General features: G+C 71.8%; 25 protein-coding genes. 13 read left to right on the forward strand and 12 right to left on the reverse strand.

Annotated features, from left to right (window positions below):
• On the forward strand, positions 1-304 hold a 304-nt coding region (locus tag IEX89_RS12540), incomplete at its 5' end, for a transketolase C-terminal domain-containing protein (RefSeq protein WP_280513921.1).
• Between the two features lie 80 nt (positions 305-384).
• Here the strand turns inward: IEX89_RS12540 and IEX89_RS12545 are convergent.
• Positions 385-1,290: a PRC-barrel domain-containing protein gene (locus tag IEX89_RS12545; RefSeq protein ID WP_244645358.1), complete on the reverse strand. Its 906-nt coding sequence runs from the start codon at positions 1,288-1,290 to the stop codon at positions 385-387.
• A 179-nt stretch (positions 1,291-1,469) separates the two neighbouring features.
• Complete coding sequence (locus IEX89_RS12550) at positions 1,470-2,747, reverse strand: O-acetylhomoserine aminocarboxypropyltransferase (protein WP_188913440.1); 1,278 nt, start codon at positions 2,745-2,747, stop codon at positions 1,470-1,472.
• A 278-nt stretch (positions 2,748-3,025) separates the two neighbouring features.
• Between IEX89_RS12550 and IEX89_RS12555 the strand changes: the two genes are divergently transcribed.
• From IEX89_RS12555 to IEX89_RS12575, 5 genes are all read left to right on the forward strand, one after another.
• The gene (locus tag IEX89_RS12555; RefSeq protein ID WP_188913442.1) at positions 3,026-4,345 is read left to right on the forward strand and encodes a homoserine dehydrogenase; all 1,320 of its coding nucleotides are present in this window, start codon (positions 3,026-3,028) and stop codon (positions 4,343-4,345) included.
• 61 nt (positions 4,346-4,406) lie between these two features.
• Entirely contained in the window at positions 4,407-5,405 is a 999-nt protein-coding gene (gene glpX / locus IEX89_RS12560; RefSeq protein WP_188913444.1) for a class II fructose-bisphosphatase, read from the forward strand.
• A gap of 121 nt (positions 5,406-5,526) precedes the next feature.
• Positions 5,527-6,372, forward strand: a complete 846-nt coding sequence (locus tag IEX89_RS12565; protein ID WP_188913446.1) for a rhomboid family intramembrane serine protease — start codon at positions 5,527-5,529, stop codon at positions 6,370-6,372.
• Between the two features lie 94 nt (positions 6,373-6,466).
• The gene (locus IEX89_RS12570) at positions 6,467-7,735 is read left to right on the forward strand and encodes a multidrug effflux MFS transporter (RefSeq protein ID WP_244645359.1); all 1,269 of its coding nucleotides are present in this window, start codon (positions 6,467-6,469) and stop codon (positions 7,733-7,735) included.
• A gap of 84 nt (positions 7,736-7,819) precedes the next feature.
• Positions 7,820-8,056: an Lrp/AsnC ligand binding domain-containing protein gene (locus IEX89_RS12575; RefSeq protein WP_188913449.1), complete on the forward strand. Its 237-nt coding sequence runs from the start codon at positions 7,820-7,822 to the stop codon at positions 8,054-8,056.
• A gap of 13 nt (positions 8,057-8,069) precedes the next feature.
• Here IEX89_RS12575 and IEX89_RS12580 read toward each other — a convergent pair whose 3' ends face one another.
• Together IEX89_RS12580 and IEX89_RS12585 are read right to left on the reverse strand one after the other, a co-directional pair.
• A complete protein-coding gene (locus IEX89_RS12580) occupies positions 8,070-9,122 on the reverse strand; it encodes an ABC transporter ATP-binding protein (protein ID WP_188913450.1) in 1,053 nt (350 codons plus the stop codon).
• Positions 9,123-9,201: 79 nt separating this feature from the next.
• Positions 9,202-10,008, reverse strand: a complete 807-nt coding sequence (locus IEX89_RS12585) for an undecaprenyl-diphosphate phosphatase (protein WP_188913452.1) — start codon at positions 10,006-10,008, stop codon at positions 9,202-9,204.
• Positions 10,009-10,185: 177 nt separating this feature from the next.
• On the opposite strand from IEX89_RS12585, the gene IEX89_RS12590 reads away from it, so the two are divergent.
• Positions 10,186-10,878 (forward strand): glutathione S-transferase family protein, encoded by a 693-nt coding sequence (locus IEX89_RS12590; RefSeq protein WP_188913454.1) that lies wholly within the window; start codon positions 10,186-10,188, stop codon positions 10,876-10,878.
• Positions 10,875-11,987 (forward strand): tRNA epoxyqueuosine(34) reductase QueG, encoded by a 1,113-nt coding sequence (gene queG, locus IEX89_RS12595; protein WP_188913809.1) that lies wholly within the window; start codon positions 10,875-10,877, stop codon positions 11,985-11,987. Before IEX89_RS12590 ends, queG begins: the two co-directional genes overlap by 4 nt.
• 16 nt (positions 11,988-12,003) lie before the next feature.
• Here queG and IEX89_RS12600 read toward each other — a convergent pair whose 3' ends face one another.
• Positions 12,004-13,095 carry a quinone-dependent dihydroorotate dehydrogenase gene (locus IEX89_RS12600; RefSeq protein WP_188913456.1) on the reverse strand — a complete coding sequence of 364 codons (1,092 nt, stop codon included), beginning with the start codon at positions 13,093-13,095 and terminating at the stop codon, positions 12,004-12,006.
• Positions 13,092-13,472 (reverse strand): DUF952 domain-containing protein, encoded by a 381-nt coding sequence (locus IEX89_RS12605; RefSeq protein ID WP_188913458.1) that lies wholly within the window; start codon positions 13,470-13,472, stop codon positions 13,092-13,094. The genes IEX89_RS12600 and IEX89_RS12605 overlap by 4 nt, the downstream gene beginning before the upstream one ends.
• Before the next feature lie 228 nt (positions 13,473-13,700).
• Between IEX89_RS12605 and IEX89_RS12610 the strand changes: the two genes are divergently transcribed.
• Entirely contained in the window at positions 13,701-14,327 is a 627-nt protein-coding gene (locus IEX89_RS12610) for a S24 family peptidase (protein ID WP_188913460.1), read from the forward strand.
• 111 nt (positions 14,328-14,438) lie between these two features.
• The gene (locus IEX89_RS12615) at positions 14,439-15,128 is read left to right on the forward strand and encodes a hypothetical protein (RefSeq protein WP_188913462.1); all 690 of its coding nucleotides are present in this window, start codon (positions 14,439-14,441) and stop codon (positions 15,126-15,128) included.
• Positions 15,129-15,149: 21 nt separating this feature from the next.
• On the opposite strand, the gene IEX89_RS12620 is transcribed toward IEX89_RS12615, so the two are convergent.
• The gene (locus IEX89_RS12620; protein WP_188913473.1) at positions 15,150-16,916 is read right to left on the reverse strand and encodes a methyl-accepting chemotaxis protein; all 1,767 of its coding nucleotides are present in this window, start codon (positions 16,914-16,916) and stop codon (positions 15,150-15,152) included.
• 235 nt (positions 16,917-17,151) lie between these two features.
• Between IEX89_RS12620 and IEX89_RS12625 the strand changes: the two genes are divergently transcribed.
• On the forward strand, positions 17,152-18,102 hold the full coding sequence (locus IEX89_RS12625; RefSeq protein WP_188913475.1) for a DMT family transporter: 951 nt from the start codon (positions 17,152-17,154) through the stop codon (positions 18,100-18,102).
• Complete coding sequence (locus IEX89_RS12630) at positions 18,099-19,295, forward strand: multidrug effflux MFS transporter (protein ID WP_188913477.1); 1,197 nt, start codon at positions 18,099-18,101, stop codon at positions 19,293-19,295. The genes IEX89_RS12625 and IEX89_RS12630 overlap by 4 nt, the downstream gene beginning before the upstream one ends.
• A 3-nt stretch (positions 19,296-19,298) precedes the next feature.
• Here the strand turns inward: IEX89_RS12630 and IEX89_RS12635 are convergent, their stop codons facing one another.
• Both IEX89_RS12635 and IEX89_RS12640 read right to left on the reverse strand, forming a co-directional pair.
• On the reverse strand, positions 19,299-19,505 hold the full coding sequence (locus IEX89_RS12635) for a hypothetical protein (RefSeq protein ID WP_188913480.1): 207 nt from the start codon (positions 19,503-19,505) through the stop codon (positions 19,299-19,301).
• 27 nt (positions 19,506-19,532) lie between these two features.
• Entirely contained in the window at positions 19,533-19,754 is a 222-nt protein-coding gene (locus tag IEX89_RS12640; protein ID WP_188913482.1) for a hypothetical protein, read from the reverse strand.
• Positions 19,755-19,984: 230 nt separating this feature from the next.
• Here IEX89_RS12640 and IEX89_RS12645 point away from each other — a divergent pair, with 230 nt between their 5' ends.
• Positions 19,985-20,182, forward strand: coding sequence for a con-10 family general stress protein (locus IEX89_RS12645; protein WP_188913484.1), 198 nt, complete (start codon positions 19,985-19,987; stop codon positions 20,180-20,182).
• Positions 20,183-20,349: 167 nt separating this feature from the next.
• Here the strand turns inward: IEX89_RS12645 and IEX89_RS12650 are convergent, their stop codons facing one another.
• The 3 genes from IEX89_RS12650 to IEX89_RS12660 form a co-directional block, all read right to left on the reverse strand.
• Entirely contained in the window at positions 20,350-22,005 is a 1,656-nt protein-coding gene (locus IEX89_RS12650) for a methyl-accepting chemotaxis protein (protein ID WP_188913486.1), read from the reverse strand.
• 365 nt (positions 22,006-22,370) lie between these two features.
• The gene (locus tag IEX89_RS12655) at positions 22,371-22,937 is read right to left on the reverse strand and encodes a hypothetical protein (protein ID WP_188913488.1); all 567 of its coding nucleotides are present in this window, start codon (positions 22,935-22,937) and stop codon (positions 22,371-22,373) included.
• A gap of 398 nt (positions 22,938-23,335) precedes the next feature.
• Positions 23,336-23,614, reverse strand: a complete 279-nt coding sequence (locus IEX89_RS12660) for a hypothetical protein (protein WP_188913490.1) — start codon at positions 23,612-23,614, stop codon at positions 23,336-23,338.
• Between the last annotated feature and the right edge of the window lie 78 nt (positions 23,615-23,692).

A 23,692-nucleotide genomic window follows, 5' to 3' on the forward strand; every position in this document is an offset into this window, starting at 1 on the left:
CAAGCCCCTCGACCTCGACCTGATCGCGCGCCTCGCGCGCGAGCACGAGGTGCTGATCACGATCGAGGAGGGCTCGATCGGCGGCTTCGGCTCGTTCGTCATGCAGGCGCTCGCCGAGAGCGGCGCGCTCGATCGCGGCCTCAAGGTCCGCGCCATGGTGCTGCCCGATACCTTCATCGACCAGGACAAGCCCGCCAAGATGTACGCCAAGGCCGGCCTCCACGCGGACGGCATCGTCGAAAAGGTGTTCGCGGCGCTGGGCGGGGTTCAGGCGCAGTCGACGGCAGGCCGCGCGCGGGCGTGACGTCCTCTCCCGAAAACGCATGAGGGCCGGGCGGCACGTGCCGCCCGGCCCTCCGGCCTTACGCTCTACTCGGGCCGTGCTTACTGGCGCGGCTGCCCCTCGGTCGCGGGCATGTCGCCGGCGGGCGGGACGATCGTCGTCTCGCTCTCGGTCTCCATCTCGGTCGTGCCGGTGGCGCCCGTGGCCTCGACCGGCTCGGTCGCCGGAACGGTGCCCTCGGCCGTCGCCTCGGGCTCCTCGCCGAGGCGCGTGAAATCGGGGGCCGCCTCGAGCTGCTCGCGCGTGAAGTCGACGACGATCATCTCGATGTCGACGCCGCCCGTCGCGGCGAGGTTCGAGCCCGGCTGCACGGAGAGGGTATCTCCCTCCCGGGCGTCCGCCGCGGCCATGTCGGTCTCCATCTCGGCGCTGTCCGCCGCCGGGAGACCGGCGCCGGCTTCCGCCTGCATCTCCATCGCGTCGTCGAAGCGGACCTCGATCGACTCCGTGGGGATCGCCACCCGCTTCTCGCCGATGCCGAGGAAGCCGCCGACGCCCACGACCACGCCGAGGACGCGGCCCTGCGCGCTGATCAGCACGTCCTCGACGCTGCCGAGGGATTCGTCGGCGACGGTGCGGACCTCGGCGTCCATCAGCTCGGAGCCCAGCAGATGGTTCTCGCCCTGGCGGGCGATGAAGCCGCCCTGGAGCTCGACGTCCATCGAGCCGCCTTGCGCGGTCTGCATCTGCTGGTCGGACGGAACGACCTCGACCGGCACCGACTCGGCCTGGATCGGCTGCGAGCCCGTCTGCATCCCGGAGCCGGCACCGCGGGTCGCCTCGCTGCCGGTCCCCTCGGGAGCGGCGGGAAGCGTGTTCATCATCTGCTGCGACGTGCCCGCCTGCCCGGCGCCGGCGGCACCGTCGGTCGCGGTCTGGGCGAGAGCCGGCGCGGCCACGATCAGCGCGCCGAGCGCGCAGGCAGTAGCCAAGTGCTTGGAAAGCATGTACGATCTCCTGCGATCTGCTTCCATGAGGAAGCTTCGGCCCGGCAACGCCCCGCCCGGTCGGCGGTTCCGCTGATGCCGTGCGCGAATACGCAGCGAGATCAGAGATAATACTGTGGAACTTTCTACGAGGACGGAGGCGCGCACGCCCCCGTCCTCTGCGTCTCGCTCGCCGTGCCTCAGGCGAGGGCCTGGGCGAGGTCGGCGACGAGGTCCTCGGGATCCTCGATGCCCACCGAGAGGCGCACGACGTCCGGCCCCGCGCCCGCGGCGACGCGCTCGGCGTCCGTGAGCTGGCGGTGCGTCGTCGAGGCGGGATGGATCACGAGCGAGCGCGTGTCGCCGATATTGGCGAGATGCGAGAACAGCTCGAGCTTGGAGACGAGCTTCACGCCCGCGTCGTAGCCGCCCTTGAGGCCGAAGGTGAAGACCGCGCCCGCGCCCTTGGGCGTGTAGCGCTCCGCCAGCGCGGCGTACTTGTCCCCCGGGAGGCCCGGATAGGACACCCATTCCACCGCCGGATGCTCGGAGAGGAAGCGCGCCACCGCGAGCGCGTTGTCGCAATGGCGCTGCATGCGCAGCGGCAGCGTCTCGATGCCCTGCAGGATCATGAAGGCGTTGAAGGGCGAGAGCGCGGGCCCGAGATCGCGCAGGCCGAGCACGCGCACGGCGATGGCGAAGGCGAAATTGCCGAAGGTCTCGCCCAGCACCATGCCGCCGTATTCCGGGCGGGGCTTGGAGAGCATGGGATAGCGCTCGTCGCCGACCCAGTCGAACGTGCCGGCGTCGACGATGACGCCGCCGATCGAGTTGCCGTGGCCGCCCAGGAACTTCGTCGCCGAATGGATGACGATGTCCGCGCCGTGCTCGATCGGGCGGCAGAGATAGGGCGTCGCCATGGTCGAATCGACGATGAGCGGCAGCTTGTGGCGCTTGGCGATGGCCGAGATGCCGGCGATGTCCACGACGACGCCGCCGGGATTGGCGATCGATTCGATGAAGATCGCCTTCGTGCGCTCGTTGATCGCCGCCTCGAAGGTCGAGAGGTCCTCCGTGTCGGCCCAGCGCACCGTCCAGCCGAAGTTCTTGTAGGAATGGTTGAACTGGTTGATCGAGCCGCCGTAGAGCTTCTTCGCCGCCACGAACTCGTCGCCCGGCTGCATCAGGGCGTGCATCGTCAGGAACTCGGCCGCGTGGCCGGACGCCACCGCGAGCGCCGCCGTGCCGCCCTCCAGAGCGGCGACACGCTCCTCGAGCACCGCGCAGGTCGGGTTGCCGATGCGCGAATAGATGTTGCCGAAGGCCTGCAGGCCGAAGAGCGACGCGGCGTGGTCGACGTCGTCGAACACGAAGGAGGTCGTCTGGTAGATGGGCGTCGCGCGCGCACCCGTCGTCGGGTCCGGCGTGGCGCCGGCATGGATGGCGAGCGTGTTGAACCCGGGGGTGCGGTCGGTCATGAGCGCGTCCTCGTTGGCGTCTTGACGAAAGAACGATCGTTCTTTTAAGAGAACGCGACCGGGGCGTCAACAGCCCCTCATTCGTGGAAAATGCGCGGCGAAACGTTGCGCGCCCGGGGCTTCGTCGGGTCGAGCCCGGCGGCGAGGACACATTCGGTTTTCCGAACGCGACGCCTTCCGTCCCGCCGGGCTTCCTTGAAAGCCTTCGCGAAAGGGTGCAATACCGTCAAGCCGTGCGCCGGCCGGCCGAAGGGCTGGCGTGCCGAGGGAGCTCGTCTATGAAACAGCCGTTGCGGGTCGGGATCGCCGGGTTGGGTACGGTCGGTGGGAGCGTCGCGCGTCTCCTCGCGCGCCATGCCGAGGGCCTCGCCCTGCGCGCGGGCCGGCGGGTGGCGCTCACGGCGGTGTGCGCGCGCGATCGTACGCGCGATCGCGGCGTCGACCTCGGGCAAGCGACCTGGCACGAGGACGCCGTCGCGCTCGCCCGCGACCCGCAGGTGGATTGCGTCGTCGAGCTGATCGGCGGCGACGAAGGACCCGCGCGGACGCTGGTGGAGACGGCGCTCGCCGCCGGCAAGCACGTCGTGACGGCGAACAAGGCGCTCTTGGCCAAGCACGGCATGGGGCTCGCGCGCATCGCGGAGGAGAACGGCGTCGCGCTCGCCTTCGAGGCGTCCGCGGCGGGCGGCGTGCCCGTGGTGAAGACGCTGCGCGAAGGCCTCGCCGGCAATGCCGTCTCGCAGGTCTCCGGCATCCTGAACGGCACCTGCAACTACATCCTCTCGCGCATGGAGGCCGAGGGGCTCTCCTTCGCCGAGTGCCTCGCCGACGCCCAGCGCCTCGGCTACGCGGAAGCGGACCCGACCTTCGACGTCGAAGGCTTCGACACCGCCCACAAGCTCGCCATCCTCACCTCGCTGGCCTTCGGCGTCGCGCTCGATCCGGAGGCGATCTACGTGGAGGGCATCTCCAAGATCGCGCCGCTCGACCTGAAGATGGCGTCCGAGCTCGGCTATCGCATCAAGCTGCTGGGCGTCGCCGAGCGCACGCAGACGGGAATCGAGCAGCGCGTCCATCCCACCATGGTGCCGCGCATCTCCTCGCTGGCGCAGGTGATGGGCGTGACGAACGCCGTCACCATCGACGCGGACGCGGTCGGCGAGCTCACCCTGATCGGCCCCGGCGCGGGCGGCGACGCCACCGCCTCGGCGGTGATCGCCGACATCTGCGACGTGGCGGCGGGCGTTGTGCGCCCGGCCTTCGGCCTGCCGGCCGCGCGGCTCGCGCCGCCGGAGCGCGCGCCGATGCAGCGCCACGAGGGCGGCTACTACATCCGCCTCTCCGTCTACGACCGGCCGGGCTCGGCCGCGGGCATCGCCACGCGCATGGCCCAGGCGGACATCTCGCTCGAGAGCATCATCCAGCACCGCGCCCGCACCGCCGACGCCGACCCGACGGGGCGCTCCGGGGCCCCCGTCCCGGTGGTGCTGATCACCTACGCGACGACCGAGGCCGCCATTCGCGAGGCGCTCGCGCGCATCGACGCGGACGGGCACGTGGCCGAGCCGCCGCAGGTGATACGGATCGAGCGCGAGTGAGCGCCGTTGTAAGCAAGCGGGCGCGAAGAGCCCGCGAGGACCTCTCGAGGAGACCCGCTCAATGAAGCCGCCGTCACACATCGCCCCCAACGTCTTCATCGAGCGGATCCTGACGTTGGAGCTCGTGCGCGTGACGGAACGCGCCGCCGTCGCGGCCGCGCGGCTGCGCGGGCGCGGCGACGAGAAGGCCGCCGACCAGGCCGCCGTCGACGCCATGCGTCGCGAGCTCAACCGGCTCGGCATCGACGGCACCGTCGTCATCGGCGAGGGCGAGCGCGACAAGGCGCCGATGCTCTTCATCGGCGAGCGCGTGGGCAACGGCTCGGGCCCGAAGGTCGACATCGCCGTCGATCCGCTCGAGGGCACGACGCTCTGCGCCAAGGACATGCCGGGCTCCATCGCCGTCATGGCCATGGCCGAGGGCGGCACGCTGCTCGCCGCGCCCGACGTCTACATGAACAAGATCGCGGTGGGCCCCGGCTATCCCACGGGCGTGGTCGATCTCGACGCCTCCGCCACCGACAACATCCACGCGCTCGCCAAGGCCAAGGGCGTCGCGCCCTCGGAGATCACGACGCTGATCCTCGACCGGCCCCGCCACCACGACCTGATCGCGGAGGTCCGCGCCACCGGCGCCGCCGTGCGGCTGATCTCGGACGGCGACATCGCCGGCGTGATCTACACGACCGATCCGGCGAGGACCGGCATCGACCTCTATCTCGGCATCGGGGCCGCACCCGAAGGCGTCATCGCCGCCGGCGCGCTGCGCTGCATCGGCGGCCAGATGCAGGGCCGCCTCGTCCTCGACACCGAGGAGAAGCGCGAGCGCGCCCTCGGCATGGGCGTGAAGGACCCCAACAAGAAATACGACGTCGGCGAGCTGGCCTCCGGCGACGTCATCGTGGCCGCCACCGGCGTGACCGATTCGGCGCTGACCGCCGGCGTGAAGTTCGGCCCCGAGGTGATCGAGACGGAGACGGTGGTCTACCGTTCGGCCACGGGGACCGTGCGCAAGATCGCGGCCGAGCACCGGGAATGGGCGAAGTTCCACCTCGACTGAGGATTGCGCGAGCGGGCGCGGCGCCCTTTCCGCCGCGCCGCTTCCCTTTCGCGGCGCTCTCGGCCAAGCTCCGGTGCCCGGTGGGAAGCCGCGGCGCGCCTCGCCTTCGGAGCCCTCCCCCATGCTGGTCATCGGCGACGACAACCCGCTGCGGCACATCGGCCGCGCCTGGGTCAACCATGCGCTGATCGGCGTGATGATCGTGGCCTTCCTCGCGGGCCCCGCGCTCGAGGGCCTGATGCTGTTTCCCGCGCAGGTGACGGGCGTGGCCGATCTCGGGCCGGAGATCGACGCCGTGCCGGCGTGGGCGCGCCTCGTCGGCTACGCCTTCCTGCATGCGGGGCTTCTTCACATCGCCGGCAACCTGATCACCCTGTGGGTCTTCGGCGACAACGTCGAAGATGCGATGGGGCACGTGCGCTACGTGCTCTTCTTCGTGCTGGCCGCCGTCGCGGGGGGGCTCGCGGAGGCGTACATGACGAGCGATCCCACGCTCCCCGTCGTCGGGGCGAGCGGCGCGGTGTCGGGGGTCATGGGCGCCTACCTCATGCTCCACCCGCGGGCGAAGGTCTTCGTGCTCGTGGGATACCGCGTCCCCGTGGCGGTGCCGGCGGGGATCTTCGTGGGCTTCCTCATCGCGCTCAACCTGCTGATGGCGCTGAGCGGTGCGGGCGAGGGCTCCATGGTGGCGTGGTGGGCGCATCTGGGCGGCTTCGCGGCCGGCATGATCCTCGTCGTGCCGCTGCGCCACCGGGACGTCGCCCTGTTCCAGCCCGCGCACGCCTTCCCCGAGCGCACGGGCCGCTTCGCCTCGGCCAAGCGCTTCGCGGAGCGCTTCGTCATCGACCTCACGCCGAAGCGGTCCGCCGGGATCGCGCGCAGCTTTTCCGATCGGACGGTCGCGGTGATCAAGGCGCTTGCCTTCTTCATCGGCATCACCCTCGTCGTGGAGCTGTTCGTTCCGTGATCGGCGCGCGCGGGCCCGCGGCCCTGCCATGCGCGATCCCGGCTTGCTCGGCGACGCGGGCGGGCGCACAAAACCCGCTCGCGAGGATCCCCCGATGAACGACACCGCCCCCGCCGGCCTCTCGGCGGCCGCCCCCGCGCCGGCCGAGGACGATTCGCGACGCCACGCGCCGATGACGTTTCGCGAGTTCGTGGCGATGATCGCGGCGCTGATGGCGCTCAACGCGCTCGCCATCGACATCATGCTGCCGGCCCTCCAGGACATCGGCGCGGCGCTCGGCGTCGCCGACGAGAACGACCGGCAGGCGATCCTGCCGGCCTACCTCATCGGCTTCGGCGCCGGCCAGCTCCTCATCGGGTCGGTGTCCGACCGGTTCGGCCGCCGCCCGGTGCTGCTGGTGGGCCTCGTCTTCTACGTCGCCGCCGCCATCCTGTGCGCCTTCGCGCCGAGCTTCACGGCGCTCCTGATCGGGCGCTTCGTCCAGGGGCTCGCCTCGGCCGCGCCGCGCGTCGTCACCACCTCCATCGTGCGCGATTGCTACGGCGGGCGGCGCATGGCGAGCGTGCTGTCGCTGGCGATGACGATCTTCATGGTCGTGCCGGTGATCGCGCCCTCGATCGGCCAGGGCATCGTGCTGTTCGCGCCCTGGCAGGGCATCTTCTGGCTCCTCGCGCTCTACGGGCTCGGCATGCTGGCCTGGACCTGGGCGCGCCTGCCGGAGACGCTCGAGCCCGAGCGGCGCCGCGCCATCGGCCCACGCGCGCTGGCGGTCGCGTTTCGCGAGGTCTTCACGACGCGCCAGACCTTCGGCTACGCCGTCGCGGCGGGCGCCATGTTCGGCGCTTTGTTCAGCTTTCTCGTCACCGGCGAGCAGATCTTCGCCCAGCTCTACGGGCTCGGGCCGCTCTTCCCCGTCGCCTTCGCGGGGATGGCCGGGGCGATGGCGGTGTCCTCGCTGATCAATTCGCGCCTCGTCGGGCGGCTCGGCACGCGGCGGCTCTCCCACACCGCCATGACGGGCTTCGTTCTCGTGGCAGCGGCGCTGCTCGCGCTCGCGCTCCTCGACGTGCTGACCATCGTGCCGCTCGTCGCGCTGATGTCCTGCGCGCTCTTCCTCGTGGGCATGATCTTCGCCAACCTCAACGCGCTCGCCATGGAGCCCATGGGCCACATCGCCGGCACGGCCTCCTCCGTCTTCGGCTCGGTGACGACGCTGATGGCGGCGACGATCGGCGCGGTGCTGGGCCAGGCCTTCGACGGCACGGTGGTGCCGCTCTTCACCGGCTGGACAATACTCGGCGTCGCCGCGCTCGGCGTCATCGCGATCACCGAGCGCGGGCGGCTCTACGGGCGGGGGGCTTGAGGGCTCGCGCCACCACCACCTTGCGCCGCGCCTCCGGGCGCCGTACCAAGGGGCGTCGATCGTGAGCCATCGGGGAGCGCCGCCGTGCAGACCTTCTTCGTCGAGATCAAGTGCAAGCTCGGCAAGACCTACGACGTCGCGCGCGAGCTGGCGGATCGCGAGATCGCGTCCGAGATCTACTCGACCGCCGGCGATTACGACATCCTGGCCAAGTTCCACATCGATCGGGACGTGGACATCGGCCATTTCGTCGCCCAGAAGGTGCAGACGATCCCGGAGATCGACGACACCAAGACGGTGATCACCTTCAAGGCCTTCTGAGGCGTAGCCCTGCTTACGCGGGGAGCGCCCACGCGTCCTCGATCGCGAGCCCCACGGGTGCGCCGGACGCGAGTGCCTCGCGGGAGGCCACCTGCACGAGCGCGCCCTCGACGCCGTCGATCGCGATGTCGAGCGTGTGGAAGCCCCCGCGATAGACCGCGTCCACGACCCGCGCCGGCACCCCATCGGGCGCATCCGAGAGCGCGAGCGTCTCCGAGCGCAGGACGAGGCGGCCCGGGCCCGCGGCCTCGGCGGCGCTGCGCACGACGAGCGTGCGGCCGGCGAGGCGCACGGGCGCGCGGCCCTGGCGTGCGGGCTCCAGGATCTCGACGGGCAGGAGCGCGCCGCGGCCGATGAAGCGCGCCACCATCTCCGTCGCCGGCGCGGCGTAGAGGTCCTGCGGCGGCGCCACCTGCTGGAGGCGGCCCTCGTGCATCACGGCGATCGTGTCGGCGAGCGCCATGGCCTCCGCCTGATCGTGCGTCACGACGACAAACGTGGCGCCGGTCTCCCGGTGCAGCCGGCGGAACTCGCGCTGCATCGTCTCGCGCAGGTGGGCGTCGAGATTGGCGAGCGGCTCGTCGAGGAGGACGAGGGGCGGCTCCAGCGCGAGGCAGCGCGCGAGCGCCACACGCTGGCGCTGGCCGCCGGAGAGCTGGGCGGGCTTGCGATCGGCGAAGGCGTCGAGCCCCACCATGGCGAGCGCGTCGGCGACGCGCCGGCGACGCTTCTCGGCGGGGAGCTTGCGCACCCGCAGGCCGAACGCGACGTTCTCGGCCACCGACATGTGCGGCCACAGCGCGTAGGACTGGAACACCATGCCGAGCCCGCGCTCCTCGGCCTCGACGAAGCGGCCCGGGTCGGAGACGACGCGCCCGGCGATGGCGATGCGCCCCGCGCTGGGGCGCTCGAGCCCGGCGACGAGGCGCAGGAGCGTGGTCTTGCCGCAGCCCGAGGGGCCGAGCAACGCGAGGAACGCGCCGGGCTCGACGCGCAGGCTCACGTCGTCGACGGCTCGGCTCGCGCCGAACGCCTTCGTCACGCCTTCGAGCTCGAGCCCACCCATCGCCTCACGCTTTCGCCCTTCGTGTGTCGAGCCGTGTGTCCTGCGCACGGGTCATGACGCGCTGATGACGTGCGCCGCCTCAGCCGAAGACGAGGAGGCCGACGAAGCCCACGCTGCCCACGATGATCCGCCACCAGCCGAACAGCGCGAAGCCGTGCTTCGAGACGTAGTCGAGGAGCGAGCGCACCACGAACAGCCCCGCGACGAAGGCCGACACGAAGCCGATGGCGATCATCGTCGCGTCGTCCGCGGAGAGGTCGCCGTAGGATTGCCCGAGCTCCCAGACGAAGGCGCCGGCCATCGTGGGCATCGCGAGGAAGAACGAGAATTCGGCCGCCGCACGCTTCGACGACCCCATCAGCATGGCGCCGACGATGGTCGCCCCCGAGCGCGACACGCCGGGGATCATGGCCAGGCACTGGATGATGCCGATCTTCAGGTACATCGAGATCGGGAAGCGCGTGGCGTCCTCGTGCCTCTGCGGCAGGTTCATGCGGTCGACGAAGAGCAGCACGATGCCGCCGAGGATCAGCGTCGTGCACACGACGCGCGGATCGAACAGCACGCCCAGGATGAAGTCGCGCGCGAGCACGCCGATGATCGCCGCCGGCAGGAAGGCGACGAGAACGCCGATCACGAAGCGCCGGGCCTTCGGGTCGTGCGGCAGCGCGAGCGCGATCGACCACAGCCGCGCGAAATAAGCGGACAGGATCGCGAGGATCGCGCCGAACTGGATGAGGATCGCGAAGGTCTTGTCCGCGTGCCCGTCTAGCCCGAACAGGCTCTGCAGGAGGATCAGATGCCCCGTCGAGGAGACCGGGATGAACTCGGTCGCGCCTTCGAGCAGGCCGAGGAACAGGGCCTTGAAGGCCTCGAGGAGGGTCATGGATCGCCGCTCGCGCTGTGTCGGTGGGGCCGGGTCGCGCAGGGCCCGGTGCGTCGTCGGCTGTCTAGCCGTCCGCGCGCGCGAGCGCCAGCCCGTCGGGGACGGGTCGAGAAGGTTACCGCCCGTTAACGACCCGCGGCCTTAATGTCGCCCGGCTCCGAGCGTTCCCAGGGACTCATGTCGACGCTTCACCACTATCCGCTCTGCCCGCACTCGCGCTTCGCCCGCCTCGCCCTCGCCGAGCTCGGCGTCGAGGTCGATCTCGTCGAGGAGCGCCCCTGGGAGCGCCGCGACGAGTTCCTGGCGCTGGATCCCGCCGGGCAGACCCCGGTTCTCGTCGCCGAGGGCGGCCTCGCCGTGCCCGGCGCGAGCGTCATCGCCGAATGGCTCGACGAGACGGTGGGCGCGGGCGCCGGCGAGCGGCGCCTCATGCCCGACGATCCACGGGCGCGCGTCGAGGTGCGCCGGCTCGTCGCCTGGTTCTCGGGCAAGTTCTGGGACGAGGTGACGGGCTATCTCGTCAACGAGAAGATCTACAAGCGCTTCGTCCCGCCCGCGTCCGGCGGCGGGCCGCCGGACATGGCCTCGATCCGCGCGGCACGGGCGAACGTGCGCTACCACCTGCGCTACATCGGCTTCCTCGCCCAGCGCCGGAATTTCCTCGCCGGCGATGCGCTGACCTATGCGGATCTCGCCGCGGCCGCCCATATCTCCTGCGTCGACTATCTCGGCGACGCGCCATGGGGCGAGGACGAGGCGGCGAAGACGTGGTACGCGCGGGTGAAGAGCCGCCCGAGCTTCCGCGCGCTCCTCGCCGACAAGATCCCCGGCATGGCGCCCGCCGACAGCTACGCGGATCTGGACTTCTGAGACCCGAACGCCTCAAGGACGAGCTCGCCGCGCGCGCCGCCGCGCTCGGCTTCGACGCGCTGCGGGTGACGCGCCCCGAGGCCGTGCCCGACCTCGGCGCGCGCCTCGCCGCCTGGCTCGAGGCCGGCCATCACGGCACGATGGGATGGATGGTCGAAACCGCCGAGCGCCGCGCCAGCCCACGCGCGCTGTGGCCGGAGGTCCGCTCCATCGTCATGCTGGGCATGAATTACGGCCCCGACGAGGACCCGCTGGAGGCCGTGCGCCGACGCACGTCCGCCGCCGTCTCCGTCTACGCGCAGGGGCGCGACTATCACGACGTGATCAAGGGACGGCTGAAGGAGCTCGCCGGCGTGCTCGCCTCCAAGGGCGGCGCGGACGTGAAGGTGTTCGTCGACACCGCGCCCGTCATGGAGAAGCCGCTCGCGGAGGCCGCCGGTCTCGGCTGGCAGGGCAAGCACACGGTGCTGGTCTCGCGCACGCTCGGCAACTGGCTCTTCCTCGGCGCGATCTTCACGACCGCCGAGCTGCCGGTCGACGCGCCCGAGCGCGACCATTGCGGCTCCTGCCGGCGCTGCCTCGACGCCTGCCCGACGAACGCGTTCCCCGCGCCCTACGTGCTCGATTCGCGCCGGTGCATCTCCTACCTGACGATCGAGCATGCGGGAACGATCCCGGAGGACCTGCGCGAGGGTATCGGCAACCGCGTCTACGGCTGCGACGATTGCCTCGCCGTCTGCCCCTGGAACAAGTTCGCGAAAAGCGCCCGCGAGCAGAAGCTCGCCGCGCGGCGCGACCTCGCGGCGCTGCCGCTCGCGGATCTGGCGCGGCTCGACGATGCCGCCTTCCGCGCGCTCTTCGCGGGCACGCCGATCAAGCGCACGGGGCGCGACCGCTTCGTGCGCAACGTGCTGATCGCCATCGGCAACAGCGGCGAGCCGACGCTCGCCACGCCCGCCCGCGAGCGGCTCGACGACGCCTCGCCGCTCGTGCGCGCCATGGCGGTGTGGGCGCTGCGCCGGCTCCTGCCGCCCGCCGATCTCAGTGGCGTGCGCGCCGAGCGGCTCGCGACCGAGACGGATCCCGACGTCGTGCGCGAATGGGGATGAGGCGCGCCGCCTTCTCTCAAGCGCCGCGCGCCAGCTCCGCGGCGCGACGCCCGACGACCGGCGCGAGGCTCGCATGGCCCTCCCGCGCGAGGCGGTCGAGGAGGCCCGTCTTGATGTCCGCGATCAGCCCGGGGCCTTCGTAGACGAGGGCGGTATAGAGCTGCACGAGGCTCGCGCCGGCCTCGATCTTGGCCCAGGCCGCCTCGGGACCGTCGACGCCACCCACCCCGATCAGCGGCACGGCCGCGCCGACGCGAAGCCGCACCTGCGCGAGCACCCGCGTCGAGAGCGCGAAGAGCGGCCGGCCCGAGAGCCCCCCCGCCTCGCCGGCGAGGCGCGCGTCGCGCAGGCTGGCGGGGCGCGCGATCGTGGTGTTGGAGACGACGAGCGCATCCACCCCACGACGCAGCGCCGTCGCCGTCACGGCGTCGAGCGCGTCCTCGGCGAGATCGGGGGCGATCTTCAGGAGAAGCCGCGTGCGTCTTCCGCCCGCCGCCGCGTCGGCCCGATCGCGAGCGTCGATCGCGCGGGCGAGGACCTCGTCGAGGAAGGCCTCGCCCTGGAGGTCGCGCAGGCCCGGCGTGTTCGGCGAAGAGACGTTCACGGTCAGGAAATCGACGAGCCCGGCGAGGCCCTCGACCAGCGTCGCGTAGTCCGCGATGCGGTCGGCGCTCTCCTTGTTGGCCCCGAGATTGACGCCGACGATGCCCGGTCGCCCGCGCCTGCGCTCGAGACGCTCGCGGCAGCGGGCGAGCCCGTCGGAATTGAGCCCGAAGCGGTTGATCAGCGCCCCGTCCTCCGCGAGGCGGAAGACCCGCGGGCGCGCATTTCCGGGCTGCGGGCGCGGCGTCACGCCGCCGAGCTCGACGAAACCGAAGCCGAGCCCCAGCAGCCGGTCGGGCACCTCGCACTGCTTGTCGTAGCCGGCGGCGAGGCCGACGGGGTTGGGGAAGGAAAGCCCCATCACGTTCGTCGCGAGGCGCGGATCGTCCGGCGCCGGCCGCAGCGGCGGGGCCGCGGCGAGGCTGCGGATCGTCAACGCATGCGCCGCTTCGGGATCGAGGCGATGGAGCAGCGGGCGCAGGATCGGGAAGGCGCCGCGGATCACGCCGTCTCCTCCGGGAGGAGCCCCGTGAAGTCGTGCGTGCCGTCGGCCGCGCGCGGCAGCGGCGCCTGCGAGACGACGGCCGTCATCGGCAAGGGCCCGTAGAGATGCGGGAACAGGTCCCCTCCCCGCGACGGCTCCCAGACGAGCGCCGAACCGAGCACGGCGGCGTCGACGGCGACCAGGACGAGGTCGTCCTGCCCGGCGAAGTGCCGCCGGGCGGTCTCGCGCACCTGCGCGGCGGAGGAAAAGTGGATGAAGCCGTCGGCGAGATCGACGGGCGCGCCGGTGAACACGCCCGCCGCCCGCGCCTCCTCCCAGAGGCCGCTCGGCGCGATCTTGTAGACCCGCGACGGGAAGGCGGCGTCTGTCTCAGCCATGGCGGGTCTCCGGGTGCGATGGCGCGTGTGCAACGCCGAACGGCGTTCGTCTACGCCGCGGGCGCCCGCGCGGCAAGCCGCAGGCGCCATCCGGGCGGCATCCGGGCGAGATCGCGGCGCTCGGCGGCGAGAACGCATGGAACCGCGCCGCACCCGGGTGTTTGTCTTCCCCTGAGGCCCGGGGATTTCCTAGGCTTGGGTTTGCGGTCACAGGTACGAGGGAGCTTCATGCTCACGCACGGCCAGATTTGGATGGCGATCGATCGGCTGGCGGAGCGCTACGGGCTCACCGCCTCGGGCCTCGCACGGCGCGCGGGGCTCGACGCGACGAGCTTCAACCGCTCCAAGCGCGTGAGCCCCGACGGACGCGAGCGCTGGCCCTCCACGGAATCGATCGCGAAGGTTCTCAACGCCACGGGAGCGGGGCTCGACGAGTTCACGAGCCTCATCGAGCCGGGCGAGCCCAAGAGCGGCGCGACCGTGCCCATCGTCGGCTGGCGCGACGCGGGCGCGCCGCCGCTCTTCGCGCAGGACGGCATGCCGTCGGGGGCGCGCTGGGACGAGATCGAGTTTCCCGACGTGGGCTCCGAGCGCGTCTTCGCCGTGGAGGTAGCCGGCGGCGCGCACGAGCCGGTCTATCGCGACGGCGACGTGCTCATCGTCTCGCCGAGCGCCGGCCTGCGCAAGGGCGACCGCGTGCTCGTGCGCGACGCGCAGGGCAAGGTGAGCGCCCGCGAGCTCGTGCGGCGCACGGTGCGCACGTTGGAGGTCAAGCACGTCTGCGACGGCGGCGAGGCGAGCCTGCCGGTGGCGGAGCTGGAATATGTCGCGCGCATCATGTGGTGCAAGCAGTGATATAATTAATCCTAATGACAACGGCGTTCAAATAATATATGTTGACGATCTCTAACACGCTTGGCATCTTCCGCCGGTGTTCGCAGCAGGCGATCGCCCAGGACGTGCCGGATGAGCCACCAGCCCCTCACGGACTTCTTCGTCGCATTCGATCCCGGCGCCGACGCCATCGGCGAGGCGGAACTCGTCGCGCGCCTCTGCGCCCTCGTCGGCGCGCCCCCGCACGATCTCGACGCCGCGCTCCACGCGCTCCCGCCGGCGCGCCTCGTGCGCGTGCTTCACGAGCCGGCGTCCGCGCCGCGCCGCCTGCGCGAGCGCCTACGCATCCTCGACCGCAGCACGACGACCCTCGCCGTCGCCGAGGCGCGCCTGCGCTCGGAGATGAACGGAGAGCGTCCGGTGGCGGCGCTCCATGCGGCGCTCCTCGCGCATGCGAGTCGCGCGCCGATCACGGAGCAGGAGCGGCTCGTGGCGGAAATCGAGGACGCGCGCGCGGAGGTCCTCGCCCTGTGGCCCGCCGCCTTCGATGCCGTCGCCCGCTGGGGCGAGATCGACCAGCGCGCGGCCCTGTCGCTCGGCATCGGCCCGCGGATCTGGGGGATGGTCTCGGGCGCGCTCGGGCGCTCCGCCGAGGAGCGGATCACGCGGGCGGAATTCGTCGAGATCTGCCCTCGCCTCGTCGCGTTCTGGCCGCTGACGCCGCAGACGCACGAGGCCATGTACGCTCTGCTCGGCATCGTGCGCGCCGCCGCGCAGGGACGGGCCTGGAGGCCCCCGACGGCGCTCGAGCGGGTCAACTGACCCGCTCCGACGCCGCCTCCCTCAGAGCTTGTAGGCGGTGCGGAAACCGCCCCAATGACGCCCGCCGACGCGGATCGGGGCGTCGACCTCCTGCATCATCACGAGCTTGCCGCCACCCATGTCGCGCGAATAGGCCTGGATCAGGAAGGGCCGCGTCGAGCGCGCCGCGGCGATGCCGGCGCGGTCGTCGAAGATGCGGCGATCGCGGCAATTGGCGGCGTTCCAGACCGGGTCGTCCGGCCGCTGGGGCTGCGAGTAGATCTTGTTGTGGACCGGGATGTAGCCGTTGCGGTCGATGGCGAGGCAGAAGGCCATGCGCTTGTCGGTGCCCAGCAGCGGCTCCATGATGCCGGGGAGGATCTCGGAGAGGATCGGGCGCGCCAGCGTCTCGAATTGCTGCGGGTTCGTGCCCTTGATCGGCCGGTAATCCACGTCGAACAGCGCCTCGCGGGAGAGGCGCCCCTGCGCGATCGCCTCCTCCATGGCGGCGGAGACCTTGGCCGCCGCCTCCTGCGCCCGCACGATGAGCGGCCGGTAGGAGGCCTCGATGCCCCCCACCGCGTCGGCGATACGCGCGCGCACTTCGGCGTCCGCGGTCTCGAACGCGAGATGCACGCCCATGGCGCTGACGTTGGCGACGCGGCCGGGAACGGCGCCGACGCCCTCGATCTCGAGCGACACCCGCGAGCCCGCGGCGAGGCCGTGGCGGGCGGGCGCGGCGACGAGGGCGCCGCCGAGCGAGAGGTCGATCGTCTTCGTCACGGCGTCGAGCCCGCCACCGGAGAGCCGGGCGCGGCGCTCGACGGGGAAGCGGTCGTGGGCGCGGCGCTCGCCGATCTCGCTCTGGCGCACCACGGCGACGAAGCGCCGCGCGAGGCCCTTGGCGCCGTCCTCGGCTCTCGCGGATTCGGCACGCGCCGCCTCGGCGCGCACGGCCGCCTCGGCAGCGGCGACCTCGATGCCGCGGGCGCGCTCGCCCACCTCGCCGACGCGCGCGGACGCCTCGCCGGCGCGGCCGGCGGCCTCCTCGATGGCCCGGTTCTGCTCGCCCACCGTCTCGCGGACCGTGAGGAAGACCGGCTGGATCGCCTCGATCGCCTGCGCCACGCGCTCGACGGCGGCGATCGACGTCTCCGCGCTCTCGCGCAGGGAATCGATGCGGGTGCGGATGTCGCCGGCGGCGGTGCCGGTCTCCACCGAGAGCGCCTTCACCTCGGCGGCGACGACGGCGAAGCCCTTGCCCGCCTGGCCCGCCCGCGCGGCTTCGATCGTGGCGTTGAGCGCGAGCAGGTTGGTCTGGCGCGCCACGGCGGCGATGGTGTCGACGATGCCGACGATCTCGCGGGTCGCCTGGGAGAGCGCGCCGATCATGCCGTTGGCCTCGCGGGCGAGGCCGACGGCGTCGCCGATGCGGCCGTCGGCGACGCCGACCGCGCCGTCGATCGCGGCGACGGTGCCGGCGAGACGCTCCGTGATCGCGGCGAGCGCGCGGGTCTCGGCGCCGGCGGCGTCGCTGGCGCCGGCGAAGCCGTGCATCTCCTCCTCGATGCGCGCGAGGCCGTCCTTGGCCGCGCTCGCCGCGGCGCTCGCCGCCTCGATGGAGATCCCCACGCTTTCGATCGCCCGAAGCACGTCGGCCTCGAGCACGTCGACGATCTCGCCTTCCAGCCCTGCACCGGCCTTGCCCGTGGAGAGGGCTTCGGGCTGCGGCGCGGGCGCGGATCGGCTCTGGGTCTCCTCGACGCCTCGGGGGTTGGCGTTCGAAGCGGCCTTCAGGAATCCGAGCACGGTTCACCTCGCGTGGTTACGCAAAGTGACTTTGGCCGCATTTTCTTAAGGCGTGCCTAATTCCTCATCGGAGTTGCGCGCGCACGAACGGGCGCACCATTCAGGGTGCGGTGAGAGGATGCCCAGCCCGGAACGGCGCCATGCGGGGCTGCGCCGGGGTCGACGGATCGTCGCGGACGCTCTAGGTCGGAGCGTCGGGTGGCGACGTCACCCGCTCCCCACAGGACGTGCTCTCGTGCTCGCCACGGCTTCCTCAGCGGACAATCGCCGCGGCATCCTCGCGATGCTGGTCGGCATGGGTCTCTTCGTCGTGAGCGACGCGACGATGAAGCTCGCCTCCGCCCACTTCCCCACGGGACAGATGCTCGCGGTGCGCGGCGCGTTCGCCAGCGCGCTCGTTCTCGTCCTCGTCGTCGCGATGGGGGAGGCGCACCGGCTGCGCGCCCTGGCGCAGCCTTTCGTCGCGGGCCGCGCGCTGATCGAATCCGTCATCGCCTTCATGTTCATCTCGGCGCTGGCGACGGCGCCGCTGGCTGACCTCACCGCCATCCTGCAGGCGGCGCCGATCATCGTGACGCTGCTCCTCGTCGTTCTCGGCCTCGAGAGGGTGGGCTGGCGGCGCTGGGCGGCGATCCTCGTCGGCTTCGCGGGCGTGCTGCTGATCGTGCGTCCGGGGCCGGAGGGCTTCGACACGAGCGCACTCCTTGCGCTCGCGGCCGCGATCCTGGTCGCGGGGCGCGACCTCGTCACGCGGCTGATCCACGCGGACGTGCCCTCCATCGTCGTCGTGCTCGGCACGACGGCCATGGTGGCGATCGTCGGACCGGCGATCGGCCTCGCGCTCGGCGAGGAGTGGCGGCCGGTCCTGCGCGCCGAGACGCTCATCCTGGTTGGTGCCGCATGCCTCTACGTGCTCGCCAACATCGCCATCGTCACCGCCTTCCGGAAGGCGGACGTCTCCGTCGTGGCGCCCTTCCGTTACGCCTCGGTCGCGGCGGCGCTCGTCGTCGGCTTCCTCGTCTTCGGCGAGTTCCCCGACGCGGTCGCGCTGTCGGGCTTTGCCCTCGTCGTCGGCGCCGGCATCTATTCCTGGCACCGAGAGCGCATCCGCCGCGACGAGGCGCTCGATCCGTCTGCGACGACGCATCAGCCGGCCGCATCCCCCCGCCGAGGAGATCCCGCATGACGGCGCCGCGCCGCCCTCCCCTCGCGATCCTCGTCGCGATCTCCGCGCTCCAGCCCTTCGCGCTGAACGTCCTCGCGCCTGCGACGCCGGGCCTCTCGCGGGCGCTCTCCGTCGATTACGCCACCGTCCAGCTGACGCTGACGATCTACCTCGTCGCGGTGGCGGCGACGCAGCTCTTCGTCGGCCCGATCTCGGATCGCATCGGCCGTCGCCCCTGCATCCTCGCGGGCGCGGCGCTCTTCCTCGTGGGATCGCTCGTCGGGGCGGCGGCGAACGGCATCGAGACGCTGATCCTGGCGCGCGCCATCCAGGCGGCGGGCGGCGGCACCTGTTTCGCGCTCGCCCGCGCCGTCGTGCGCGACACCGCCTCGAAGGACGAGAGCGCGAGCCTCATCGGCTACATCACCATGGCGATGGTGGTCTCGCCCATGGTCGCGCCGCTCTTCGGCGGCTTCCTCGACGAGCGCTTCGGCTGGCGCGCGATCTTCGTCGCCACCGCGATCCTGGCCGCGGGCGTCGGCGTCGCGACCGTGATGCTGCTCGGCGAGACGGCGCCGCGCAACGCGAGCTCGTCCATCGTCACGACTTTGCGCGGCTTCCCGACCCTGCTGCGGGACCGGCTCTTTCTCGCCTATACGCTGGCTCTCGCCTTCACGTCGGCGGCCTTCTTCGGCTTCATCGCGGGAGCGCCCTACGTGGTCGTCGAAACCATGGGCCGGCCCGCCGACGTCTACGGCGCCTACTTCATCCTGAGCGCCGGCGGCTACATGGCGGGCAACTTCCTCACCGGGCGCTTCGGACGGCGGATGGGGACCGAGCGGATGATCGTCTTCGGAACCGCCGCCTCGGTCGTGACGACGGCCTCGGCCGTGGTGCTGGCCCTGATCGGCCCCTGGACGCCCGCGACGCTGTTCGTGCCGCTCGCCCTCAACGCCGTCGCCAACGGCCTCTCGATCCCCAGCGCCACGGCGGCGGCGCTCTCCGTGAGGCCCGACCTCGCAGGCACCGCGGCGGGCCTCGCCGGCTCGACGCAGCTCGGCACGGGAGCGCTCGCCGCCTTCGTCGTCGGCGATCTCGTGACGCGCTGGGCGCCCTCGCTCGTGGTGATCATGTTCGCCTGCACCGGGGCGGGCTTCGCCTGCGCCGTGATGGCACGGCGTACGGAGCGGCTGCGCGCGAAGCCGGCCGCGTGACGCTCAACCGCGCTTGAGCCCCGCCTTGGCGCGGGCGTTGATCATCGGCTTGAGCTGGTTGGAATCCTGCGGATCCGACTCGTCCGGGAACTGCTCGTCGCGGATGCCATCGCGCGGCGTCGTGCGCGCGTGCTCCTCGCGGGCCAGATCCGCACCGGGCGACTTCGCCTTCTCCGGGTCGACCGACTTGACCATGTCCTTGTTGGTCATCGCGTCCTCCGATCCTCGCCGTGGCGATCAGTAGCGGTAGCAGACGTCGCGGCCGTAGAGCTCGTCGAACTCGCACGCGACCCGCTCGCCGCCCGCGCCCGCCCCGCGCTCCACGGTAACGCCCCCGATCGCCGCGCCCGTCGTCGCGCCGGTGGTCGCGCCCGGTCCGTAGGGCGAGCACGCCGCGAGCGATCCCGCGAGGAGGATGCAGATGACAGGTGCGGCAAGGCGACGCAGTGTGACGCGCATGGGACGGGGCTCCTCGAGGCTCGCATCTTCCGAAGCGCGGCCAACGCCCGCGCGCGGCCCAGGTTCCGTCCACGTTCCGCTCCGGCTTCCGCAGCGCTTTGCGCCGGAAGGCGATGGGAGCCTCTCCGATTTCACGGTGCCGCGCACCTAGGGCGGTTTCGCGCCGCGGGAACCCCACCGGAGCCTGTCGGTTGAGGTCGCGTCCAAGCAAGAGGCCCGAGGAGGCGAACATGGCCACTGGCAAGACCGCGTCGAAGCGCGGTTTCGCGTCTATGAGCCCGGAGAAGCAGCGGGAGATCGCGAGCAAGGGCGGGCAGAGCGTCCCCGCCTCCAAGCGCTCCTTCTCGCAGAACCGCGAGCTGGCGTCGGAAGCCGGTCGGAAGGGAGGCCAGTCCTCCACCGTCCCGCGTCCCGCCGAGACGGCTTGAGGGCGCACGCGAGACGCGCGATCGGGGCTCCCCGATCGTGGTGACGAGCGAAGCCCGGACGTCCGCGTCCGGGACCGCGTGACCCACACGTCCGGTCACGTACGGCGCCGCGGCAAGACCTGCCGCGGCGCGGTTCTTTCGCACGGGCGCCGGCGACGTCGCGCGCCTCAGGCCGCGCGAATGCCGTGGACGAAGGCGCTCACCGCCTCGTCGAGCTGGCTCGCCGTCTGCGCGAGCTCGTTGGCCGCGCTCAAGACCTGACCCGATGCCGCGCCGGTGGCGGTCGCCGCCTCGCGCACGCCCCCGATGTTCCCGGTGACGTGCTCGGTGCCGCGCGCCGCCTCGTTGACGTTGCGCGCGATCTCCTTCGTCGCCGCCTGCTGCTCCTCCACCGCCGAGGCCACCGCGGTCGCGATGCGGTTCATGTCCTCGATCGTTGCCATGATGCCGCCGATGGCGGTGACGGCGCGGCCGGTCGTCTCCTGCACGCGGGCGATCTGGCCCGAGATCTCGTCCGTCGCCTTCGCCGTCTGGTCGGCGAGCGTCTTCACCTCGGCCGCGACCACGGCGAAGCCCTTCCCGGCCTCCCCGGCGCGCGCCGCCTCGATGGTGGCGTTGAGCGCGAGAAGGTTCGTCTGGCTCGCGATCTGGCTGATCATGTCGACGACGTCGCCGATGCGCTGCGCCGCCTGGGAGAGATCCTGGACCGACGCGTTGGTGGCGCGCGCCTCGTCCACCGCGTGACGCGAGCGCGAGGCGGTCTCGCCGACCTGCACGCCGATCTCGCCCGCGGAGGCCGCCAGCTCCTCCGTCGCCGTCGCCACCGCCTGGACGTTGGACGAGGTCTGCCCCGCCGCGGAGGCGACCGCGGCCGAGCGACCGTTCGTCTCTTCCGCCGACGCCGTCATGGCGCGGGCCGTCGCCTCCATCTCCGTCGCGGCAGCGCCGACGCTGCGGGCGAGCCCGCCCACCTTCGCCTCGAACTCGTCGGCGAGCGTGCGCATCGCCCGACGCTTCTCTTCTTGCGCGCGCGCGTCGCGGTCGCGGGCCTGCGCTTCCATCTCGCGATTGCGGTGGAGCGCCCCCCGGAAGACCTCGAGCGCCGCCGACATCGCCCCGATCTCGTCGGCGCGTTCCCGCCCGGGGATCGCCGTGTCGAGGTCGCCGTCGGATATCCGCTTCATCGCCGCCGTGATCGCACCGAGCGGGCCCGTGATGGAACGCCCGAGGAGGAAGGCGACGACGACGCCGAACAGCACCGCACCCGCCGTCGCCCAGATGGCGAGCGTCGCGGCCGACGAGATCGTCGCCTCGATGCGCGGGCCGATCTCGTCGCGCTTCGCGTCGAGACGCCGCCCCGCCTCCTCGATCGTCCGGCCGGCATCGCGCCCGGCTTCGAGGAGCGCGAGATAGGCGGGCGTCTCCCCCGTTTCGCGCCGCGCGGCCTCGAAGGCGCGTGCATAGGCGGCAGGCTTCTCGCCGAGGCCGGCGATGATCGCCGTGAGGGACGGGTCGACCGCGATCTCGCGCGCATGCTCCAGAGCCGTGACGGCGTCGGCGAGGCGCTCGTCGTAGCGCTCCACGTGGCTGGCATCGCCGCTGAGCACGTAGCTCTCGGCCGCCACGCGCACGCCGTACATCCGCGCGCGCATCTCGCCGATGGCGGAGGAGACGCGCGCCACCTCGCGGTAATCCTGGTAGAGCGCGCTGGCGTCGAGCAGCGCGAAGGTCGTCTTCACGGCGACGCCGGCGAGCGCCACGAGCACGATCGCGAAGCCGAGCGCGATCTTCGTCTTGATAGTGGCCCGCAGGATTGAGCCCATCGTCTTGCCCTCGGTTGGCCCGGCACGTCACCGGGGTTCGGTCATGTTTCATGGGCCGGCGAGGATCGGGGGCGCCGTGGCGAGCGCGCACGCGACATCGTCCGCTCGCCGCCTCGATGGCGACGGCGTCGGCGCGCCGGTCTCGACCGACGGTCTCCCGATCTCCGCGAGAGCCCCCATGCGGCCGAACGCGCGCGCCGACGAAGCGCGCTGCGGATGTCGGCTCTTGCCGGACGCGTCGTTCCCGTGCGCGTCTGCCTTATGTTAAAAAGTGGACGCCGGACGTAAACGCCGGCTTAAAATCCATTCGGTGAGCGTGAAATTTTGAATATTCACGGGCTCTGGTTGGTCGTTCGCACGACCGGTCAATGCGGCATCGACATCCGGCGCGCAGGATCCCCTTCGGCCTCCGTCACTGCGTCGCGGGAGGCCATGAGCGGGGCCCAGTCCGTGTCGGAGACTTCGAGCCCGGCCGCTTCGAGGCGCGTGCCCATGTCGCGCGACAGCGAGGCGATCGTCGCGTTGAGCCGCACGCCGAGGCGTCGCGCGGCGTCGGCGGCGAGCGCCGTGTCGCCCGCGCGCGCGGCGGCGATGAGCGCGAGCGTCGCGCATTCGTGGGCGGTCGCACGACGCGCGCCGATGGCGTGCATGTCCCAATCACGGTGCGGCCAGCTCGTGTCCGTGCGCTGGTTGCGCAGCGCGAAGCCTAGCAGCAGCGCGTCGGACACCACGGCGCGCGCCGTCTGGCCGTCCGTGGCCCCGGTGAGCCGCTGCTCGAGCATGTCGATCACCGCGACGTCGTAGGACGCCTCGAAATCGCCGAGCGCGCGAAAGATGTCGACGACGAGCGCCGTGGTGGGACCGAGCAGGACGTCGACCGTCGCGCGAGGCGCCGATCGCTCCGTCGTGCCGAGGTTCGTGTCGGTGGTCATGGGCGCCGTCCCGTCCGCGGCGGCCGCTCTACCGGCCGTGTCGAAAGCTATGCCGGGTCTGGGTTTCGGCGACCCGGCGGTGAGGTCGCAGGGCCAACGTCTCCTTTCGCGCGGGGGTTCCTCGCCTGCGGCGTCGCGGCCCGAGGGGATGCTTCTCGAGAGCTGTGCGGGCGGCGTGAGGACGGCTGGAAAAAAAGTTTGAGACCCGCGGAACCGCTCTGCGGCACGTGCGTTGTCGCGACAACCGGCTCTTTCTGCCCCCACGGGCCGGCACCTAGGGCGCGGGCGCTTCGGCGACCGCGCCCTTTTCTGTTTCGCGCCCGCCATGACGAATCGAAACGCCCGCCGCGAGCGAGCCGGGCGGGCGACCGATCCTCCGAAGCGAACTGGATCAGGGCTCAGCGCGCGCAGGAGATCGCGAGCGCGCCCTCCTCGCCGGCGCCGAAGCGCACCGCGCGGGAGAAGCCGTGGGCGTTGCACCACGATTGGGCGACGATGGCGCCGCATTCCTCGCCCCGCTCCAGGCAGCGCGTCGCCCCGTAGCCGTCGGCGGCGGGGATGACGAAGTCGCCGGTCTCCGACGCGGCCCGGGAGGCCTCGGTGGGAACGAGCATGAAGGACAGGGAGAGAGCGGCGCCGAGCGCCAGGAACGCGGTGAGGGCAACGACGCGACGCATGATGGACAGTCCGGTTCTACAGCGGGACGATGCCGCAGATTGACGCGGCCGGGTTTTCGGTTCGTTAAGCGTCGCCCC

The sequence above is a fragment of the Salinarimonas ramus genome (assembly GCF_014645695.1).
Classification (GTDB): Bacteria; Pseudomonadota; Alphaproteobacteria; order Rhizobiales; family Beijerinckiaceae; genus Salinarimonas; species Salinarimonas ramus.

Excerpts from the sequence above, each read along its gene's own strand:
- glpX (WP_188913444.1), top strand. The coding sequence starts at position 4,407 with ATGAAGCCGCCGTCACACATCGCCCCCAACGTCTTCATCGAGCGGATC.
- IEX89_RS12545 (WP_244645358.1), bottom strand. The coding sequence starts at position 1,290 with ATGCTTTCCAAGCACTTGGCTACTGCCTGCGCGCTCGGCGCGCTGATC.
- IEX89_RS12635 (WP_188913480.1), bottom strand. The coding sequence starts at position 19,505 with ATGACCAACAAGGACATGGTCAAGTCGGTCGACCCGGAGAAGGCGAAG.
- IEX89_RS12570 (WP_244645359.1), top strand. The coding sequence starts at position 6,467 with ATGAACGACACCGCCCCCGCCGGCCTCTCGGCGGCCGCCCCCGCGCCG.
- IEX89_RS12605 (WP_188913458.1), bottom strand. The coding sequence starts at position 13,472 with ATGGCTGAGACAGACGCCGCCTTCCCGTCGCGGGTCTACAAGATCGCG.
- IEX89_RS12590 (WP_188913454.1), top strand. The coding sequence starts at position 10,186 with ATGTCGACGCTTCACCACTATCCGCTCTGCCCGCACTCGCGCTTCGCC.
- IEX89_RS12585 (WP_188913452.1), bottom strand. The coding sequence starts at position 10,008 with ATGACCCTCCTCGAGGCCTTCAAGGCCCTGTTCCTCGGCCTGCTCGAA.
- IEX89_RS12610 (WP_188913460.1), top strand. The coding sequence starts at position 13,701 with ATGCTCACGCACGGCCAGATTTGGATGGCGATCGATCGGCTGGCGGAG.
- IEX89_RS12580 (WP_188913450.1), bottom strand. The coding sequence starts at position 9,122 with ATGGGTGGGCTCGAGCTCGAAGGCGTGACGAAGGCGTTCGGCGCGAGC.
- IEX89_RS12660 (WP_188913490.1), bottom strand. The coding sequence starts at position 23,614 with ATGCGTCGCGTCGTTGCCCTCACCGCGTTCCTGGCGCTCGGCGCCGCT.
- IEX89_RS12565 (WP_188913446.1), top strand. The coding sequence starts at position 5,527 with ATGCTGGTCATCGGCGACGACAACCCGCTGCGGCACATCGGCCGCGCC.
- IEX89_RS12640 (WP_188913482.1), bottom strand. The coding sequence starts at position 19,754 with ATGCGCGTCACACTGCGTCGCCTTGCCGCACCTGTCATCTGCATCCTC.
- IEX89_RS12650 (WP_188913486.1), bottom strand. The coding sequence starts at position 22,005 with ATGGGCTCAATCCTGCGGGCCACTATCAAGACGAAGATCGCGCTCGGC.
- IEX89_RS12555 (WP_188913442.1), top strand. The coding sequence starts at position 3,026 with ATGAAACAGCCGTTGCGGGTCGGGATCGCCGGGTTGGGTACGGTCGGT.
- IEX89_RS12615 (WP_188913462.1), top strand. The coding sequence starts at position 14,439 with ATGAGCCACCAGCCCCTCACGGACTTCTTCGTCGCATTCGATCCCGGC.
- IEX89_RS12645 (WP_188913484.1), top strand. The coding sequence starts at position 19,985 with ATGGCCACTGGCAAGACCGCGTCGAAGCGCGGTTTCGCGTCTATGAGC.
- IEX89_RS12550 (WP_188913440.1), bottom strand. The coding sequence starts at position 2,747 with ATGACCGACCGCACCCCCGGGTTCAACACGCTCGCCATCCATGCCGGC.
- IEX89_RS12630 (WP_188913477.1), top strand. The coding sequence starts at position 18,099 with ATGACGGCGCCGCGCCGCCCTCCCCTCGCGATCCTCGTCGCGATCTCC.
- IEX89_RS12655 (WP_188913488.1), bottom strand. The coding sequence starts at position 22,937 with ATGACCACCGACACGAACCTCGGCACGACGGAGCGATCGGCGCCTCGC.